11 protein-coding genes and 1 pseudogene are annotated in these 18,696 nt (G+C 57.6%); 2 read left to right on the top strand and 10 right to left on the bottom strand.

The annotated features are described in order from the left end of the window. The 9 genes from C6366_RS02350 to C6366_RS02310 all read right to left on the bottom strand — a co-directional run bounded on the left by C6366_RS02350 (position 1) and on the right by C6366_RS02310 (position 14,942). Positions 1 to 2,097 carry a methyl-accepting chemotaxis protein gene (locus tag C6366_RS02350; RefSeq protein ID WP_107735747.1) on the bottom strand — a complete coding sequence of 699 codons (2,097 nt, stop codon included), beginning with the start codon at positions 2,095 to 2,097 and terminating at the stop codon, positions 1 to 3. A gap of 165 nt (positions 2,098 to 2,262) precedes the next feature. Next, a complete protein-coding gene (locus C6366_RS02345; RefSeq protein WP_107735746.1) occupies positions 2,263 to 4,335 on the bottom strand; it encodes a response regulator in 2,073 nt (690 codons plus the stop codon). A gap of 18 nt (positions 4,336 to 4,353) precedes the next feature. Then, a complete protein-coding gene (locus C6366_RS02340; RefSeq protein ID WP_107735745.1) occupies positions 4,354 to 6,978 on the bottom strand; it encodes an ATP-binding protein in 2,625 nt (874 codons plus the stop codon). 16 nt (positions 6,979 to 6,994) lie between these two features. Continuing rightward, entirely contained in the window at positions 6,995 to 7,831 is an 837-nt protein-coding gene (locus C6366_RS02335; RefSeq protein ID WP_158269604.1) for a protein-glutamate O-methyltransferase CheR, read from the bottom strand. A 228-nt stretch (positions 7,832 to 8,059) separates the two neighbouring features. Then, positions 8,060 to 8,563 (bottom strand): chemotaxis protein CheW, encoded by a 504-nt coding sequence (locus C6366_RS02330; RefSeq protein WP_107735743.1) that lies wholly within the window; start codon positions 8,561 to 8,563, stop codon positions 8,060 to 8,062. 126 nt (positions 8,564 to 8,689) lie between these two features. Beyond that, on the bottom strand, positions 8,690 to 10,744 hold the full coding sequence (locus C6366_RS02325) for a methyl-accepting chemotaxis protein (protein WP_107735742.1): 2,055 nt from the start codon (positions 10,742 to 10,744) through the stop codon (positions 8,690 to 8,692). 31 nt (positions 10,745 to 10,775) lie between these two features. Beyond that, positions 10,776 to 11,186, bottom strand: a complete 411-nt coding sequence (locus tag C6366_RS02320) for a response regulator (protein ID WP_107735741.1) — start codon at positions 11,184 to 11,186, stop codon at positions 10,776 to 10,778. 442 nt (positions 11,187 to 11,628) lie between these two features. Next, the gene (locus C6366_RS02315) at positions 11,629 to 13,038 is read right to left on the bottom strand and encodes a sigma-54 dependent transcriptional regulator (protein WP_107735740.1); all 1,410 of its coding nucleotides are present in this window, start codon (positions 13,036 to 13,038) and stop codon (positions 11,629 to 11,631) included. Continuing rightward, on the bottom strand, positions 13,035 to 14,942 hold the full coding sequence (locus C6366_RS02310; RefSeq protein ID WP_158269603.1) for an MASE3 domain-containing protein: 1,908 nt from the start codon (positions 14,940 to 14,942) through the stop codon (positions 13,035 to 13,037). Before C6366_RS02310 ends, C6366_RS02315 begins: the two co-directional genes overlap by 4 nt. 451 nt (positions 14,943 to 15,393) lie before the next feature. Between C6366_RS02310 and C6366_RS02305 the strand changes: the two are divergent. Next, a pseudogene (locus C6366_RS02305) lies at positions 15,394 to 16,773 on the top strand (thiamine pyrophosphate-dependent enzyme); the annotation flags it as partial. Positions 16,774 to 17,065: 292 nt separating this feature from the next. Here C6366_RS02305 and C6366_RS19165 read toward each other — a convergent pair. Next, positions 17,066 to 17,335 (bottom strand): hypothetical protein, encoded by a 270-nt coding sequence (locus C6366_RS19165; RefSeq protein WP_146164743.1) that lies wholly within the window; start codon positions 17,333 to 17,335, stop codon positions 17,066 to 17,068. Between the two features lie 690 nt (positions 17,336 to 18,025). Here C6366_RS19165 and C6366_RS02300 point away from each other — a divergent pair. Next, on the top strand, positions 18,026 to 18,696 hold a 671-nt coding region (locus C6366_RS02300; RefSeq protein ID WP_199221397.1), incomplete at its 3' end, for a hypothetical protein.

Here is an 18,696-nt window from a genome sequence, read left to right as displayed (position 1 = left end):
CTACTTGTGAAATCGGATTTCCGCCCTGGCGGTATGTTCGTCCAGCGGCTTGACCGTCACGTCCACCCGCTCTTTCATGAACACGGCCGCGCCCTTCAATATGCCCTCGAAATAGTTGAACAGCCCGCGCTTGGAGCGATAGTTCATGAACAGCACGTCGCCCTTGTCCTCATAGGTGAAGTTGGGGGGCTTGATGCCCGGATGCTCCTTGGTCAACTGGGCGTGGATGTCGTTCATCTTCAGGTAGAATTCCTTGAGATTCTTGGCGTTGAAGTAGCGGCGATACATCTTGTAAAACTGGGGCACGGTGTACATCCCCAACCCCATGAGCACGTCCCGCTTGCTCTTCTTGGTGAGCCTGCTGACGATTTCGGCCATCTGCTGCAAAACCTGATCCGGGTAGCTGGCCGTGGGCAGGAAGACCGGATTGCCCAGCTCCTCTTGCAGCTTCTTATAAACATCCTGACCGAATTTTTCCTTGGCGAATTCCTGCATCAGCTTGAGCAGCACTCCTTTCATCTGACCTTCCGAAGCCGCCAGCTTGCTCGTATCCGACTTGGCGCCGCTGAATTTCTGAGAAGCAGACAGCAGCTCCAGGGCCAACTCGGCCAGATCACGGGTAGCCGCTGCGGTCTGGCCCGCGCCCTCGTCGGCTTCATTGGCGATTTGGGCGATCCCCTCTATGCTGTGGTTGATTTCTTCCGCCGCGGCGGACTGCTGTTCCGCGGCCGCGGCGATCTGGGTGACCTGGGAAACCACCTCTTCCACCCGTTGCATGATCAAACGCAGGGATCCTCCGGCCTTGTTGGAAAGATCAGTGCTTTCGTGAACCTGGCGTTCCGTCTGTTCCATGGAGGCCACCGCGTCCTTGGATCGGCCCTGAATGGTCAAGACGGCGTGCTCCACTTCCTTGGTGGCGGTCATGGTCTTTTCGGCCAGCTTGCGCACCTCGTCGGCCACCACGGCGAACCCCCGTCCGGCATCCCCGGCCCGGGCCGCTTCGATGGCCGCGTTCAGGGCCAGGAGATTGGTCTGATCGGCGATGTCATTGATCACGTTGATGATCTTGCCGATAGCCCCGGCCTGTTCGTTGAGCTGAGTCAGCACCTGAGCCAGTTCCCGTGCCGAACCGGCCACGCCGTTGATCCCGGCGACCGCCTTTTCCACCAGCTCCACCCCTTCCTGAGCCGAAGTCCGAGCCTCATGGGCCGCCTGGGAAGCGCTGGAGGAATTCCTGGCCACCTCCAGAACCGTGGCCGCCATCTCCTCCATGGCCGTGGCCACGGAATCAGTCTGGCTCTTCTGCTGCATGGCACCCCTGGCCTGCTCGTCGGCCGAGGCCGAAAGCTCCTCCGAAGCCGAGGCTACTCGCTGGGACAATTCGTTGATTTCCTCGCCCAAAACCTGGCGCTTGCGGTTCTGTTCCTCCAGGCGATCCCGCTGCTCCTTCATGGCGCCCATGTCCATGCACAACAGCAAAAAACCGCTCAGGGGCTCCGCGCCGTCCCGCACAGGAGCCAGTACGCAGCGCACGGACCAAGCTCGCCCGTTCGGCAACTTCAAGGAGAGTTCCGCGTCCAGCCCACGCCCTTCGGCCAACGCCGTTTCCAGTTCCCCGGCCTCAGACGGCCCCCCGGACGAACCGAACAGCACGTCCTTCAGCAGCTTGGTTCGGACCTGATCTTCCGTCATGCCCAGAACCGCGCAAAAAGCCGCGTTGGCGAAGACGATTCGCCGCTGGGCGTCGCAAAAAAGCATCGGGGCCTTGAGTTCGGCCAACCCTCGGCGCAGAAACCAAACATCGCGCCGGTTGTCCTGGACCGCGCGAACCAGTCCACCAACCAACCGGTCCACGCCGCCGGATTGCTCCATGGCCTCCGCGTCGACAGGCTTGCCGCCCGCCACCGCCTCCACGGCCAGCAAGGCCAGGGGCGACGGTTTGCCCGCGGACGAGGTTGCAAAAAAGGCCGCCCAGCCCAGCGCCACAACGCCAAAACCGAACAACCACCAGAATTCCGACCACTGCGCCGCGGCGAAAAATAACAGAGCGATGACGCTCAATCCCCAGATCATGACTCGCGGATTCACCTGATTCATCCCCGTCACCTTGTTGCTCCTTTTAGTCACCCGGACTTCCATGCAGCTTACACCAGCCGTCATCGTTCATTTTCGATTCCGATAGATACGCTGAATTTCGAAAAAAACCAAGCGACGGGAAGGACAGATGCACGGCAATGCCTAGCTTCTTTCAACTGGCACCTTTCAAGTTTCCTCTTTGCGAACATTCCTCTCCAACACCTTTTCCAAATCCTTAACTTCCACCGGCTTGCCAAGGTAGTCGTCCATGCCAGCGGCCAGGAAGCGCTCCCTGTCCCCGGGCTGGGTGTGGGCGGTGACGGCGATGATCGGGGTGTGTCGGGAGAGAGGTGAAAGAGAGGGAGGAGGGAGGAGACCTGAAACCTGAGGGTCAAAAAACCGCTCACCGAAGCCCGCCATCCGGTTTTCCGCCCCCTTCAGGCTCCTGACTTCTGATTCCTGGCTCCTGATCATTTTCGTCGCCTCCACCCCGGTCACCACCGGCATCTGGATGTCCATCAGGATGCAGTCAAACTCGTTGTATTTCCAATATTCCACGGCCTCTTGGCCATTTTGGGCCAGGGTCACGGCATGCCCGAGCTTTTGCAGGATCGAGCGCATGAACAACTGGTTCAGAGGTTCGTCTTCCGCAAGGAGGATGTTCAGGCACTTTTTGGGCTCTCCGAGTATGGAGGTCGCGTGGATCGACTCGAAAAACTCTTGCTCAGGCAAGGCAAAAGGCAGAAGCACGTGGACGGTGGTTCCCTGGCCGACCACGCTTTCCACGTCGATGTTCCCGCCCATCAACGCAACGAGCCTGCGGACAATGACCAGACCGAGTCCCGCGCCCTGGTGCGCCCGGGTGTAGGAGCCGTCCACCTGAGAGAAGGGTTGGAATAAGTCCTTGAATTTGTCGTCCGGGATGCCGATGCCCGTATCGGAAATGGAAACCATGATCCGTGCGTCTTTGCCCTTGGCGGCTGAAAGAGTGGCCAAGTTGACTTGGACGGAACCCCGCTCCGTGAACTTCAGGGCGTTGCCCAACAGATTGAACAGGATCTGCTTGACCCGAATCGCATCGCCGATGACATGCCTGGGCACGTCGTCATCCATGGAACACTCCAGGGCGATTCCCTTTTGCCGGGCGCTGACGACGAACAGACCGGATATTGACTCCAACAAATCGCCAAGGTCGAATTGGGCGGGACAAATGACCATCTTGCCCGCCTCAATGCTGGAAAGGTCCAGGATGTCCGAAAGCAGGCGGGTGAACCGTTCGGATGACTTGATGGCCAAGGTGACGAACTCGCGCTGCTCCTCGTCCAGGGGGGTGCTCTGCAATAGTTGCATCATGCCCATGATCCCATTGAAGGGGGTGCGCAACTCATGGCTCATGTTGGCCAGAAATTCGGACTTGGCGAGATTCGCGGCCTCGGCCTGCTCCTTGGCCTTGACCAAAGACTGCTCAGCTTCTTTGTGCTCCGTGATGTCCCGGAATTCCACAACCCTGACAGCTTTTCCCTTGTAAGGGATGTTGCGCGCTTCCAGACGGAGCGGATACTCTTCCCCATTCTTCCGGACACCGGCGGCCTCGTAGGGCTGTTCGTATCCGGCTTGAATGTTGCGCACCACCACATCACGGGTCTTTTCAGATATCAGCAGTAGGCCGTTCATGCCGATCAGTTCGTCGTACGAGAATCCCGTCAAATCAGACAGGCCGCGATTGCACTCCAGGATGACGCCCTTGTCGTGGATGGTTATTCCCCCAAAGGAGGCATTGTGCAGGGCCCTGAATCGAGCCTCGCTCTCACGCAGCTCCGCGGTCCTCGCCAGAACGATTTCTTCCAGAGAATCCCGTTCCTTGCGCAAGGCATCCTCCGCGGCCTTGATCCGCAAGGCCACCTTGACCTGGGAAACCAACTCCTGCTCGTCAATGGGCTTGGACAGAAAAGCGTCCGCGCCGATCTCCAGCCCCTTGATCCTGCTTTGCGCGTCGGTCCTGATGGCCGTGATCATGATCACCGGGATGGATCTGGCCTTCTCTTCGGCCTTCAGCCCGCGGCAGGTCTCGAAACCGTCCATGCCGGGCATGAAAACATCCAGCAGGATGACATCCGGTGCTTCGCGCACCGCCTTGTCAATCCCCTCATGACCGGACTGGGCGGTGATCACGGCGCATTCGGGCATCAGATTCCTGAGCAATGCGCTCAGGCTGATCAGATTGTCTCTCTTGTCGTCAATGGCGAGTATCTTCGGCATGATTCCCTCTCCTTGACATTATGCCTTGTATTTCGATGTCCCGGACATCCTCCCAACCATGGCCGACACCTTGTTCAGCAGGCTCTCCCGGTCCACATCGCCCTTCTGCACCAACTGCTGGATGTTGTTGGCGGAAAGGCGCCTGAGGTCATCGGACGTCAAGTCCTTGGCCGTGAGCACCAGAATCGGAATGTTCGCCGTGGCCGACGTGCTCCTGATTGTTTCCAACACGGCGAATCCGTCCACCTGGGGCATCATCAGGTCCAGGACGATCCCGTCCGGGATGGTTTGAGCCACGAAGTCGAGGGCTTCCCGGCCGTCCCTGGCCACGTCCACCGCATACCCGGCGGTTTCCAGCACGGACCGGACCTGGATGATCGCCGCCTCGTTATCCTCCACCAGTAAAATTTGGGGCTGATGGGACCGCTCGCCCATGGCGACGAAAGCAGGGGTTCGCTCAATGCCGTCCTTGAAAAGCGGCTCGATGCTCACCGGCTCATGGATTCGCGCCCCCCCCTGCCATGTCAACGGGAGGGTAAGGGTGAAAGTCGATCCCTTGCCAGGAGTGCTCTCCACCGAGATGTTGCCGCCAAGCAGCCTGGCTGCCTTTTGGGCAATAGCCAGACCGAGGCCGGTCCCTTCATGTCTCCTGGACGAGGAGCCGTCTGCCTGACGAAATTCATCAAAGATATGCGGCAGATCGCTTTTCGCGATGCCAATGCCCGTATCCGTGACCCGCAGGAAAACCTTTTCCTGTTTAGCCCGCACGGAAACGCTGACGCCGCCCGTATCCGTGAACTTGACGGCATTACCGAGCAGATTTTGCAGAACCTGGGTGACCCGAAGCTCGTCGCTTTCAATGGTCGGGAGGTCCGCGGGGATGTCATGATGCAGGTCGATCCGCTTTTCCCTGGCCAGGGGGGTGATGCTTTCCACGACGTTTTCCAGGGTCCGGCCAAGAGCGAACGGCTTCGGATGGACGTCCATCCTGCCGGCCTCGATCTTGGAAAGGTCCAGAATATCGTTGATCAAGGCCAGCAGATTTTTTCCGTTGCGCTCGATGATCTCCAGGTAACTCGCCTCTTCCTCGCTGAGCTTGGACCTGGCCTGCATCATGAGCACGCGGGACAGCGCCATCACCGAATTCAGAGGCGTGCGCAACTCGTGGCTCATGTTGGACAGGAACTGGCTTTTAAGGCGGGCGGCTTCTTCCACGGCCTGTCGCTGGAGTTCCAGTTCCTCGGCCTGGGAATGCAGCTCCTCGTTCTGAGCTTGCAGTTCTTCGGCCTGGGCATGCAATTCCTCCTGCTGAACCTGAAGTTCTTGATTGCTCTCCAACAACTCTTCGGACAACCGCCGGGTCCTGTCGTTGGCCATGAGGTTGGCAAAGACCGTATGCACGAGAGTGGCCCACGGCAGGTTCAGGATTTCGGTGGCTTTCGGAGCATACCCCTTTATGCTGGCCAGGGAAATGACGCCCCTGACTCCGTCGTCGAGAATGATGGGAAAACTGATCATTTCCTTGGGCGGCAGAGATCCCGCGAAGGTTCGGAAATGAAAAACCGAATCACCGGGAATGTCCCGCAGGAAGGCCATTCTCCGGGTGGTCAGCACCTTTCCGAATTCTCCTTCCAATGTGGATGCATCAAACGGCTTCAACCGATCCCGGTCAACTCCCATGGTGGCGAACGGCTCAAAGACGTCTTCCGTGGTGTTGAGCCTGAAATACGCCCCCATCTGGGAATCCGTCGCCTCCAACAGCGTGTTCAGGAGATCTTTTCTGAATGCGGAAAGCTCATTGGCGCTCAACAGGGTTTCTGAAATATGTTCATTGATATTCCGCAGTTCCATCTGCGAGGAAATGGATTCCGCCATCTGGTTGAACGCCTCCGCAAGCGTTCCGAATTCATTGGCCGGTGCGTTACGGCCGCGGACGCCGAAGTCTCCTTCCCGAAACCGTCTTGCCAAGACAGTCAACTCCCGCAAGGGGCTGCTGATCCAGGTATAAAAGAAATAGCCGATGGTTGCCGTCAACAAGATGATGGCGGTCACGGCAACCACCATGTTGGCGGTCATTGTCCGATGATGCGTCGATGCGGTCAGGTAGTAATGGTCCGCGAAATCGCGGGAGGTGTCGTCCACCCTCCGGAGCAGGCCCATCACCTCCCGCAAATGGGGGGTGTCCGGCCCGACCTCCTTGTGAATGTTCGCGGCTCGGGCCGTGTCAATATTCTCGGCCCGGAACAGCCGGAGAACTTCTTCGCGATTTGCCCGGCATCCTTCCACGGCCAGGAACAAAACTTCGACATCCACTCGATCCCCGGAATAGCGGTCGAACAGGATATCGAACTGCGCCCTGGCATTGGCTTCGTGGGCGGTAATCAGCGCAAGAATGTGCTCAACGTTTCGGGGAGTGTCATGCGCGACCAATTCCTCCATGGCCCAATGGATGGTCAGGACGTCGGCTTTCAGTTCCCCGATGGCCCGGCGAACTTCAAGAGGGTGCTCGTAAAGGACCTTGGTTTGCCGCCAAAGCTGATCCGTCTGGAACCAGGCCAATGCCGCGAGTGTGGCTACCAGCAGCAGGATCGCCCCCATACCGAGCCTGATTTGTGTCCTGATGCGCATGTCTTTGAGCTTCATATCCGCCTATTAGCTCCTATCGCCTGCCATAAATCCGGCTGAACGCGAACACCCGTTGGAAATGATTCCGAAAACATTCCGGAGGCTTTTCCGCCATGCCCAACACGAGAAATCCCCTGGGACTGAGTGCGCGATAAAGCCGCTCGAATATCCCGGCCTGGTAATGCAGGTTAAAATAGATCAGCACGTTGCGGCACAACACCAGGTCGAAGTCGCCGAACACGCTTTCCGGGGGAACGCCGTGCGCTTTGTCCAGCAAGTCGTAGCGCGAGAACGTAACCATCTCCCGGATCTCCGGATTCAGGGCAAACACTTCGCCGTGCCGGGAAAAGTATTTGTTCAACAGCCTGAATTTCACGTTTTGCAGGCTTTCCGGCGCATACTGAGCCTTGGCCGCCGCGCCCAGAGCCTTGGGGTCAATGTCCGTGGCGAAAAAATGCACGTGCTCGGGCCAACCTTCCTTGTCGCGCAGTTCATGGACCAAAATGGCCATGGAATACGGTTCCTCGCCCCGAGCGCAACCGGCGGACCAAATCCGCAGCGAGGCCTCGTTTCGGTTCATTTTCTCCCTGGCAAGGGCCGGCAGAATTTGATCCGCGATCAACTCGAAGGTCAGGGAGTCCCGGAAAAACAGGCTGACATTGATGGTTATCGCATCCAGGAGATTGTCGATTTCACCTGGGTTGTTCAGCAAATAGGTGCAATACCCGGCCATGTCCCCACATCCCGCGACGCGCCGACGCTGCCTGACGCGACGCTCCAGCATTGCCGGATGGTAGCCGGAAAAATCAATCCCGCGGTTCTCCAGAAGATGCGCGAGGATCTGCTCAAGTGACGGATCAATGCCTTGCAATATGGTAATTATCCTGCCTTTGTGTCGGATGTCACGGAAAAGATGATGCGGGCCGGGGCGGATTTGTTCTCGATCCATATATGACTGGCGCATATATGGGAAATTACGACGGGGAAATGACAATATGAAAACGGAAATATAACTACAAAAGACTATTGGAAAGCAGTAAAAATGATTCTCCGGACCGCGACCATCCGCGATCCGGAGAACCGTCGCCAATGAGAAGAATTACGCCACCTTGGTTTCCTCTTCTCCAACCCCCAGCACCACGGAGAGTTCATCCGCTGAAAAAATCTTGTCGATGTTCAGGATGATAATGAACTCGTCGCCCTGCTTGCCCATGCCCTCGATGAACTCGGTCTTGATCCTCGTGCCCAGCCTTGGAGCGGGTTCGATCTGGTCCGGCCCCAAATCGAACACTTCCCGAACCGAATCGGCCAGGGCCCCCAAGACCGTGGACTCCCCGTCCACATCCACTTCGGTGATGATGATGCAGGTGTTCACGGTCTGCTCGGTCCTGCTCAAGCCGAACTTGAGGCGCATGTCCACCACGGGCACCGCCCGCCCCCGAACATTGATCACCCCGCGCAAAAATTCTGGTGTTCGCGGTACCCGGGTGATGTCCGTATACTCCAGCACCTCCCGGACCTTGGCAATGTCCATGGCGTACAGTTCCTTGTCCAGGGTGAAAGTCAGGTATTGATTCAAATTCTTACTCTGTTTTTCGTCCATATCGTTTGCCTCCGGGATTTTTATGGTTCATGGGTTCATGGTTCAACAGTTCAACGGTTGATGAGGCGGATAGTACGACCCTAACCGTTGAACCGTGAACCGTTGAACCGTTGAACCCATTCGACCCTAGAACTTCTCGAACTCGTCATCGCCCTTATCCGGCCCCATGTCCAAGGCCAATCCCCGTGCCTTGGCCGACTGAGCGGCAATGAGAGCGGCTTTTCGTGGGGTTGGGGCAAGCATGTTGGTGTGCGTGGTGCGCCCGGTGGTCTTTCGGGATCGGGACAATGTACCCGAACCACTCATCTTGAAGAAGGCCATGGTGGCTTGAAGTTCCTCGGCCTGACTGGACAGTTCCTCGGAGGTGGAGGCCATTTCCTCGGCGGCCGAGGCGTTCTGCTGAATGACCTGATCCAGTTGCTGGATGGCCTTGTTGATCTGCTCCACGCCGATGCTCTGTTCCCGGCTGGCCGCGTTGATCTCCTGGATCAATTCCGCGGTGCGCTGAATGTCCGGGACGATCTTGACCAGCATTTGCCCGGCCTGCTCGGCTACCTGCACGCTGGACCTGGACAGTTCGCTGATTTCCGTAGCCGCGGAACCGCTGCGCTCGGCCAGCTTGCGCACTTCGGCGGCGACGACCGCGAACCCCTTGCCCGCATCCCCGGCCCGGGCCGCCTCAATGGCCGCGTTCAGGGCCAGGAGGTTGGTCTGGCGGGCGATTTCCTCAATGATGGAAATCTTCTCCGCGATCTGCTTCATGGCCGTCACGGTCTGGGACACGGCCTGCCCGCCTTCCTGGGCGTCCTTGGCCGCCTGCAGGGCGATCTTCTCGGTCTGGGCCGCGTTGTCCGCGTTCTGCTTGATGTTCGCGGTCATCTCTTCCATGCTCGACGAAACTTCCTCTACGGCAGCAGCCTGTTCCGTGGCCCCCTGGGACATCTGCTCGGCCGAGGCCGAAAGCTCCTCGCTTCCCGACGCCACGTTCTCCGACGCCGCCTTGACCTCGCCCACGATCTCCCGGAGCTTGGCCTGCATGGATTGCATGGCCTGACCCAGAACGCCGATCTCGTCCTTCTGGTCCACATCCAGCTTGGCATCCAGCTCACCTTCGGAAAGGTCCTCGGAAAAGCGCACACCCTTGGCAACCGGTCGGGTGATGGCCATGGTCAAAAGGATACCCAAGCCCAGGGCCAAAATCACGCCAAGAACGATCCCGAGAATGGCCACGAATTGGGCCATGGCCGCCTCGGCTTCCGCGATTTCCACCGCTTCGGCTGCGTACTGCTGATTGAGCTCCAGCACTTGGCTCAGGTTTCTCAGCGCCTCAGCCTGCCGCTCCCGCACCGTAACCATGGCGGTCTGGGTCATGTTCTCGAACATGGTTTCCGCTTCCTGGGCCACGGCCAGCAGCTCATCAAAAAGCTCGAAGGTCTGCCGGGCCATGGGCAAGCTTTCCTGAGCCAGAATCCGGTTGGCCCCGTCCACGTCGCCCACCTGCATCCGCTCCTTGATCCTGCCGATGGACTGGTGGAAAGGATTATGGGAGGCGGGCATGCGCCGCAAGATGTCAAGAAGTCGCGGGTTCTCGGTCCTGAATCCGGCCAGCCAACGCCCAAAATTACAGGCCTCGGGGTTGTCCCCGCCCTCGAACTGCACGTTACGGGTGATCAAGCCGTAGGCCTGGCCCACCAATGCATGGTGATCCGCTCGAAACTGTTCCAGATTTCCCCGCAGGTTGGCCGGGTTATTGATTCCCGTCTGATGCAGCTCCCTGGCCATTTGGATAAACCTGTCATTGACATCCCGCCACTGGTCCAAAGATGCCGCCGCCTGCCGCCACAGCGCCGTCTCCTCGGCCGTGGCCGGCAGGGCTTCGAAGGTTTCCCGCAGCTTCGCGATATCAGCCCGCAATCTGGTCAGGATATCGACCTGGCGCTGGTTGTCCTCCCGGCTCAAGCCCGGCACAAGCAGGGTTCGCTGCGCCACGCGCAGAGATTCGTAGCTTTTTTCGATTTCCATCAAGGCCTCGACACTGGGCAGCCGAACGCGTCCCACCTCGTTGATCTGCCCGGCCAGATTCCGCGCTTCATACCAACCAAACGCCCCCACGATGAAGACAATCAAGGCCACAATAGCGAATCCGCCAATAAGCTTCACTCCAAGTTTAATATTTTTCATGTGACTCCCTCCTGGTTAATGTGTTCACTTCTTACGCATCCATCATAGCGACGCATACGGGCGGCCCCGCCAAAACCCCGGCGACCTCCCGCAACAACTCCACGGCTTCAAAGGGTTTGTAAATGATTTTGGGACATCCTTTACACTGCCACTCCGCGGCAAGCGCGTCGTGGGCATACCCGGTCATGACCATGACGTTCGGGGTAAATCCCCCGCGATGCATGGCGGCCACCAGTTCCGGGCCGTCCATATACGGCATCCTCAGGTCCGTAATCACCAGGTCGATCCCTTGTCCGGTTCGAACGGCCTCAGCCATTACCGACAAAGCCTCGATCCCATGCCCGGCCTCCAGCACGGTGTAACCGGCCCGACGCAGGACAAGCCCGAGGGAAAAGAGGACCTCTTCTTCGTCGTCCACGATGAGGATCGTTTTTTGGGACACTGTTCACCTGTTCAGATGGTTGCCGTCCGCCATGTTCGACCCTGATTGACCGACATGGTGCCATGCCTGCCAGAAGCATTTGCCGTGCCAGGGAGTATTTGCGATTCAACCAATTGAAATACAGATCTATTGCCCAGGAATTAGGCGCGCGCCCTATCGGCAACAGTGTCAAGCCAGATTGACGGCGGTCAGGAGGGATATGGGGGAAAGAGAGTTTTTGCAGCGTGATAGATGGTGAGGTCAACCCAGCTTGACGGATGATTTCCGTCAAGCTGGGTTGACGCGGGGGGAAGTGTGCGCACAGGCCCCGGATTTTGTAGGGGCAGGCCCCCGTGCCTGCCCTGCCTGATTCGCGACCTTGGGAAAACGCCTCGAAAAGGGCAACCACGGGGGTTGCCCCTACTCGATTTTATCCCGTCGGGATATCAAAATATGATCTGCTCTATCGCCGCTGACTGAGCCGCTGGTGCATGGCCTGCCGGGAAATGCCGAGCATTCGAGCGGCGGCCGCTTGGTTGCCTCCGGAGCGACGCAGGGCTTCCCGGACCAGTTCCTGAACGGTCTGGTCCATGGTCGGCAGGGGATCGGGGAAGAGGATGTCCGTTCCCAGTGCCATTCCCGGGACCGGAACATCGAAGTGACGGGCGGGGGCCTTGACCAGGGCGGACATGTTTCTCTCCAACGCCTGAAGCCCGCCCTGGGCCATGGAGTTGAAGATCAGGGAGCGCAGTTCCCGGACATTTCCCGGAAAGGGATGGGACAGCAGCCGATCCGCCAACGGAGGGCCGATCCGTTCATAGGGGATCTTCAAGGTTTCACAGGTCTGACGCAGATAATGCTCCGCCAGACGCAGGACGTCGCGACCCCGCTCCCGCAGGGGAGGCAGATGCACATGGTAGGTGTTGATCCTGTAGAACAGGTCCTTGCGAAAAAGACCCTTGCGTTCGGCAGCTTCCAGGTCCTGGTTGGTGGCCGCCACGATCCGCGCCCTGCTCCGGCGCGGCCTTTCCGCGCCCAGGGGAAAGAACTCGTCATCCTGGATCAACTTGAGCAGCTTGATCTGCGAGGCAAGGGACAAGTCGCCGATCTCGTCCAGGAATAGCGTCCCTTCCGCGGCCTGCTCCACTATGCCCCGCCGGTCTTGCCCGGCGTCGGTGAACGCCCCCTTGACGTGACCGAACAACGTGTCCGCGAACATGTTGTCGTCCAGGCCGGCCACGTTGACGGCGACAAACGGCCCGCTTCGCCCACTGAGTCGGTGCAGAGCCGTGGCCGTGAGATCCTTGCCCGTCCCGGTCTCTCCGGTGATCAGCACCGGCTCGGCCGTGGGCGCGATCACCTCCATGTACCGGAAGATGGCCTGCATTTGGCGATTTTCGGTGATGATCCCGCTGAAGGCCTCGGGTTGGTCCAGGCGCTCCGAAAGAAGCTTGTCGCGCAGATGAATGTTTTGGCGCAACAGCCGGGCATGGGCCAGAGCGCGATGCACCGTGGCCAGCAACAGAGTCTGTTCCACCGGCTTGATCAGGTAGTCGAAGGCTCCGGCCTTCATGCAGCGAACGGCCGTTTCGGTTTCGTCCACGCCGGTGACCATCACTACGGGAACATGGGGAGCCTCGGACCGAAAACGCTCAAGGATCGCTTCCCCATGAACCCTGCCCGGCATGAACAAGTCCAGCAACAACAGAGCGCACCGGACATCCGGAAGCCGGTCCAGCACGGCCTGGCCGTCGGTGAAGGCCTCCAGGTTCTCAAACCCGGCCGCGAGCAAAGTCATGCTCAGGCTGTCCAAAAGTGGCTCTTCATCATCCACGAGAAATATGGGCCATGCGTATTCGGTGTTCGGCTTCATGATAGCGCCTTGAGAAAAATCGTCACGGTGGTCCCCAAGCCCGGCGCGGAATCAAAGGTCATCCGGCCTTTATGACTCTGGATGATCGACGAGGTGATGGACAAGCCCAAGCCGGTGCCGCCGATGTCGTGTCGGGTGCTGAAGAATGGATCGCAGATCCGTTCAATATTTTCCGGGGCGATCCCCTCCCCTTCATCAGTGATGCGTAAAACCACGGCTTCCTCGTCCAAATCGGAATAGGTTTCCAGGACGATTCGGCGGTCCTTGTCCGGCAAGGCCTGACAGGCGTTGATCAGCAGATTGACGACGACCTGCTCCAGTTTTTGAAAGTCTCCGCGCACTGAGGGAAGATTCGGGTCCAACCGCGTCTCGAACAGATTGGTATGCTCGGCGATGGTCTTGCGGAGCATGGTCAGGGCCGCCTCAACGACCTCGTTCAGCCGCACCTCGCTTCCCATGTCCAGGGGAAGCTGCCGCGCAAACGTCTTCAGCTCGGCGACGATCCGCTTGATCCGCTTGCTTCCTTCATGGATGCCCGAGAACAGCCTGGCCACGTTATCGCGCATCGGCGGATACGGCATCCCGGCCAGCCTGAACTCCGGATGACCGGCATGGTGCGTGTCCAGGACCGGCAGGGAGTCGGCCCAGACTTCCTCCAGCAGGGGCGTGTTCAGGATGATGAAATTGTTGGGGTTGTTCACCTCGTGGGCCACGCCTGCCACCAGGGTCCCCAGCGCGGTCATCTTGGCGGCCTGGGTCAGTTGTTCCTGCTGAGTCTTTTCGCGCATCTGGGCCTGCTTGCGCTCGGTGACATCCTTGGCAAAGCCGATGGTTCCGGCGATGTTGCCGTTTCGGTCACGGTAGGCCAGCTTGTCCGTCACGACCCAGCCCAGCCTCCCCGTGGTGCCGACGTACTGCTCCTCCATGCCGATCTTGTCGCGACCCGTGCGCAGCACCTCCTGATCGTCCAGAACGAATTTCCGCGCGATCTTTGGCGGAAAGATGTCCTGGTCGGTCTTGCCGACAGCCTGCTCCGGCTCCACACCCACTGTCTGACAGAAGACCCTGTTCACCGCCAAGTAGGTTCCATTGCGGTCTTTTTGCCAAATCAGGACCGGAGCCGTGTCGAAAATCAGGTTCAGATGCTGTTTGGTCGCCAAAAGTTCCTCCTTATCCCGCTCCAGGTCACGAAACAACAGATCAAAAGGATGTTTTAACCCGGACCGGATCAGTGCCAGATAGATGAACAGACAGGAGATGATTTTCAAAAAATGGCCGAAGACATTGGGAGGACAGTCGACGCAGGTGTGAAAAACGAAGGTGGATTCAGAGGCCAGGGATGTAACCATGGCCAGAAAAATCAGCCTGTAAACCCTGACGTCGAGCAGGCCGCGACGGCGAAAAAGCACCGCCAGGGCGACCAGCAGGAACAGGCAGACGACGAATTCACTCCACAGTTTGAAGGGAGTCAGCCCCTCGCCTTCCACATACGTGACCGGAAACACCCGCCAGTAAAAAATGGCGGCCAACAGGAAAAGAGCCAGGCCGGCCCAAAATAACAACCCGAAGAAGGGACGGAAGGTGCGGCCCAGGACAAGCGCGAAAAGCAGCATGGCCAGTCCCTCCATATACCGTCCGGCAAGCCAGAGCTGGGTTGGAAGGTCCACGTTCGGCGCATCGAAGAAAATATCTCTTTGCAGCAAGGCCAATGCGTGCAGGAGATCGGTGAAGCCAATGAACAAATAGGCCGAGCCCAACAGGAGCAAGGCGTCGTTGTTGATGAAGCGTCGAGCGTTCCAGACCACCATGAACACGGCCCAGGCCACGGCAATGGAGAAAATCTCCGCCATGGCCTGAAAGAGCGTGGCGTTATACCTGCTGACAATGAACAAAAGTACGAGCATCGCACATCCGAGGATGTACCAGAGATACTCGGAAAATCTGCATTCCGTACCTGTCCCTTTCGAGGACAACGCGCAGGCAAGGCATGCCGATACAGACTTACACCCGTCTCTCTCGTTTGCCTGGTTCGGATTGGAATTTTCGCCGCGACTGCTTACCATAATGCCATCCTGTTGCCAGAGTCGGGATCGGGATCGGGATCGGGTTCAAGGTCTGAAGGCCGGAATGCTGGATTGCGAAGTATGACAGGCAGTAGCTGGTAGCAGAAACACAGGCAAAAGTCTTTACATACCCTGGCCGGAACAGGATGGGTACGTTACCGAGTAACTATTCAGCACAGAGTAATGCTGTTATCGGAATCGGGATCGGAATTGAAAACGCTGGGATGCGCTCCAAAACCATTTTGTCCCGATTCCGACTCCGTTACCGACTCCGATATCGATACCGACCTTCGGCAACTGCGCGGACATCTGCCCGTCCAAGGAAAAGGCCCTGGTCATGAAGTACTTGGCCACCCAGACCACTGCCCAGGTCAGCAACTACGACTTCGCCGTGACCGTGCCCTTCAAGGACACCGTCATGAGCCGGACCTCGGTCAAGGGCAGCCAGTTCCAGAAGTCCCTGATGGAGTTCTCCGGGGCCTGCGCCGGATGCGGCGAGACGCCCTACGTCAAGGTCATCACCCAGCTCTACGGCGAGCGGATGATCATCACCAACGCCACGGGCTGCTCCTCCATCTGGGGCGCGTCCGCTCCGTCCACCCCGTACGCGGTGAACAAGGACGGCCACGGCCCGGCCTGGGGCAACTCCCTGTTCGAAGACTGCGCGGAGTTCGGCTACGGCATTGCCCAGGGCATCCGGCAGCGCCGGGAGCGACTGGCCCAGCTGATGGAAGCCGTGCTGAACAACGGCGCGGACGGCGAGTTGGCCTCGGCCATGCGTTCCTGGCTGGCCGGAAAGGACGACCCGGATGCTTCCAGGGCCGCCGGCGACAAGCTCAAGGCCCTGCTGGCAAACAACGCGGATTCCAAGTACGCGGAAATCAAGACCTGCGCCGATCTGTACACCAAGAAGTCCATCTGGTCCTTTGGCGGCGACGGCTGGGCCTATGACATCGGCTTCGGCGGCCTGGACCACGTCATGGCCTCGGGCGACGACATGAACATCCTGGTCATGGATACCGAAGTCTACTCCAACACCGGCGGGCAGTCCTCCAAGGCCACGCCCACCGGGGCCATCGCCAAGTTCGCCGCGGCCGGCAAGCAAATCCGCAAGAAGGATTTGGCCCGGATGCTGATGACCTACGGCTACGTCTACGTGGCCGCCGTGGGCATGGGCGCGAACAAGAACCAGTTCCTCAAGGCCCTGACCGAGGCGGAAAGCTACAAGGGCCCCTCGATCATCATCGCCTACGCCCCCTGCATCAACCAGGGGCTGAAGAAGGGCATGGGCAAGACCCAGGAGCAGACCAAGAATGCCGTGGAATCCGGCTACTGGCCCCTGTTCCGCGACGACCCCCGTCGTGCCCTGCGCGGCGAAAACCCGCTGGTCATCGACTCCAAGGCCCCGGACGGCACCATCCAGGACTTCCTGCTGACCGAAAACCGCTTCGCGGCCCTGGCCAAGTCCAATCCCGTGGACGCCAAGAAGCTGCGTGAAGCCGTGGAACACGAGGTCAACGAACGTTGGAAGATCCTGAACCTGATGGCCGAGGCCAACCCATACGACGAGGCCAACGTGGCCCCGCTGCCGGCCTGCGTGCTCACGGACACCGCCGAGCACGCCGGGCCAGACGCCTCCGGCGAGCCCTGCGATTCCGGACGGGGAGAGTAACCCCCATAAAACAACCGCCTCCCTGAGTCTTGGAGGGCTTCACCAACAAGAACGCCGGGTCCATTTTCATGGACCCGGCGTTCTTGTTGGTGAAAAAGGTTGATAACGTCATCAGAAAAGGGTTTCTTCGACATTGACTGGGAATTGAGCCCAAAATCATGTAGCACCCGGAGGCTCTTTACGTCCCTTCAGAAATTGCGTACAATGTCGGACTGTTACGCCTATTCCACATCAAGCGTCTAAGAGCCCTATTTCTTGTACGATGTTTATCAAGCTATTGCCCTCTTTTTGCCTAGCTTGTAGATAATTCTTTATTTTTCTCTTTCAATAGCAATGTGCCGCCTACCGCTGCTGCAAGACCTAAAACAAGAATAACTATTCCTCTATTCCTGGCTGCAGAAATAGCTTCATTTACCCCCATAACATCAAGTAGCATGCTTCCTCCAAGTTGCTTCATCTGTGCAGAAGCAGAAGACACTTGAACTAGGGAATACCCTCCCCAACAAACAAGGCCAACACCAAGAACGACAAAAATTACTCCCCACATTTTTTTAACATCCATCGCATTATCCCCAATTTGTTAAAATTTGTGTTAAGATCTTCCAGTAAAAACAGTTCACAAACATCGGACGTGAAATTTACGCAACAACGTAGCATAGTGTGCAATCCCAGTTGAAGCAACTGCTGGAGGCATCCCCATCAGTCACCTTTAATCAAAAGGGGTGCATACACTGAAAACGAGACGTAATTTGGCTAAATCAAGTCTGGATTTAGCCGGTTTAGGTTTGGGGCACTTTCCCTACATATGGCAATGAAGGGAATCAAAGATGTTGTTCGTCGTCTTGTCGTGGCGGACGTGAAATAATTTAAGGCTACTTTTCACCACCTTGATAGGCGTATCAACCGGACTGATATCAGCGACAGATAGCAACATATATATCATTAATCATTGGTGTTACTGCAAAAAGTCCGGACAGACATTCAATTTAACATAAAAATTTACTTGCATTATATACTATAGTGGTGATATACAATTTGAAAAAACGAGGTCACTGCTGTGTTGCGATACAAGAATAGGAACAGGATAAGCCTTATAGACGATACATTTTTGCTTCCAGGTAAACAGTCAAGTGCTATCAAGAAGACTGTTTATTATACGTTTAGGCAAGAAATATTGCCACATCTCCCAGTTACTATGTTCAAAAAACATTTCTCTGTCGATACTGGGAGGCCTACTAAAGATATTCAGTCCATGCTCGGATTGTTTATCATCCAAGCCCTCATGGACTTCACCGACGAGGAGGCCGTCGAGGCTTACTGCTTTTACGATACCGTCCGGTATGCCCTCGATCTGCCCAGGGACGCCTATCTTTCGCAACGGACCTACTACTCTTACAGAGCCAAATTGCTTGGTGAGGGCCACTTGGTTTTCGAGCAGGTCTTGGAACGAATCAGTGAAAGGCTCAAGCTTGAACACGGCATCCAGCGAAAGGACTCAACCCTTGTTGGTACGCACTTGAAGCAGATGTCCAGGCTGGAACTTTATCGAACCACGATTCAATTATTCTACAAAGAACTGAACAAGTGCCACCCGATCATCTTTTCCCGCCTTCCTGAGGAGACCCGGGAAAGATACGTGCCGAAGAAAGAAAAAGATACATGGTTTACGGCTGGCAAGCCCAGCCAGTATAAGCAAATCCTGGTCGAGGCGGCCAAGGACATCCTCTTTTTGATTGATCGTTTCGCCGAACATGCCTCGGTCTCAGGCCTGGAGTCCTTCCAATTGCTTCAGCGGCTGGCCAGAGAGCAGATCCAGGTCCAGGACGATATCGTCGAGGTGAAACTGGACCAGGAGTTCAGAGGTAGCGCTTTGAACAACCCACACGATCCCGAGGCGCGTTACGACGGCCACAAGGAAAAGGT

Origin of the sequence: Desulfonatronum sp. SC1 (genome assembly GCF_003046795.1) — a bacterium.
Classification (GTDB): domain Bacteria; phylum Desulfobacterota; class Desulfovibrionia; order Desulfovibrionales; family Desulfonatronaceae; genus Desulfonatronum.
The sequence above is the reverse complement of the archived record's forward strand: the minus strand, read 5'-3'. Positions and strand labels throughout refer to the sequence as shown.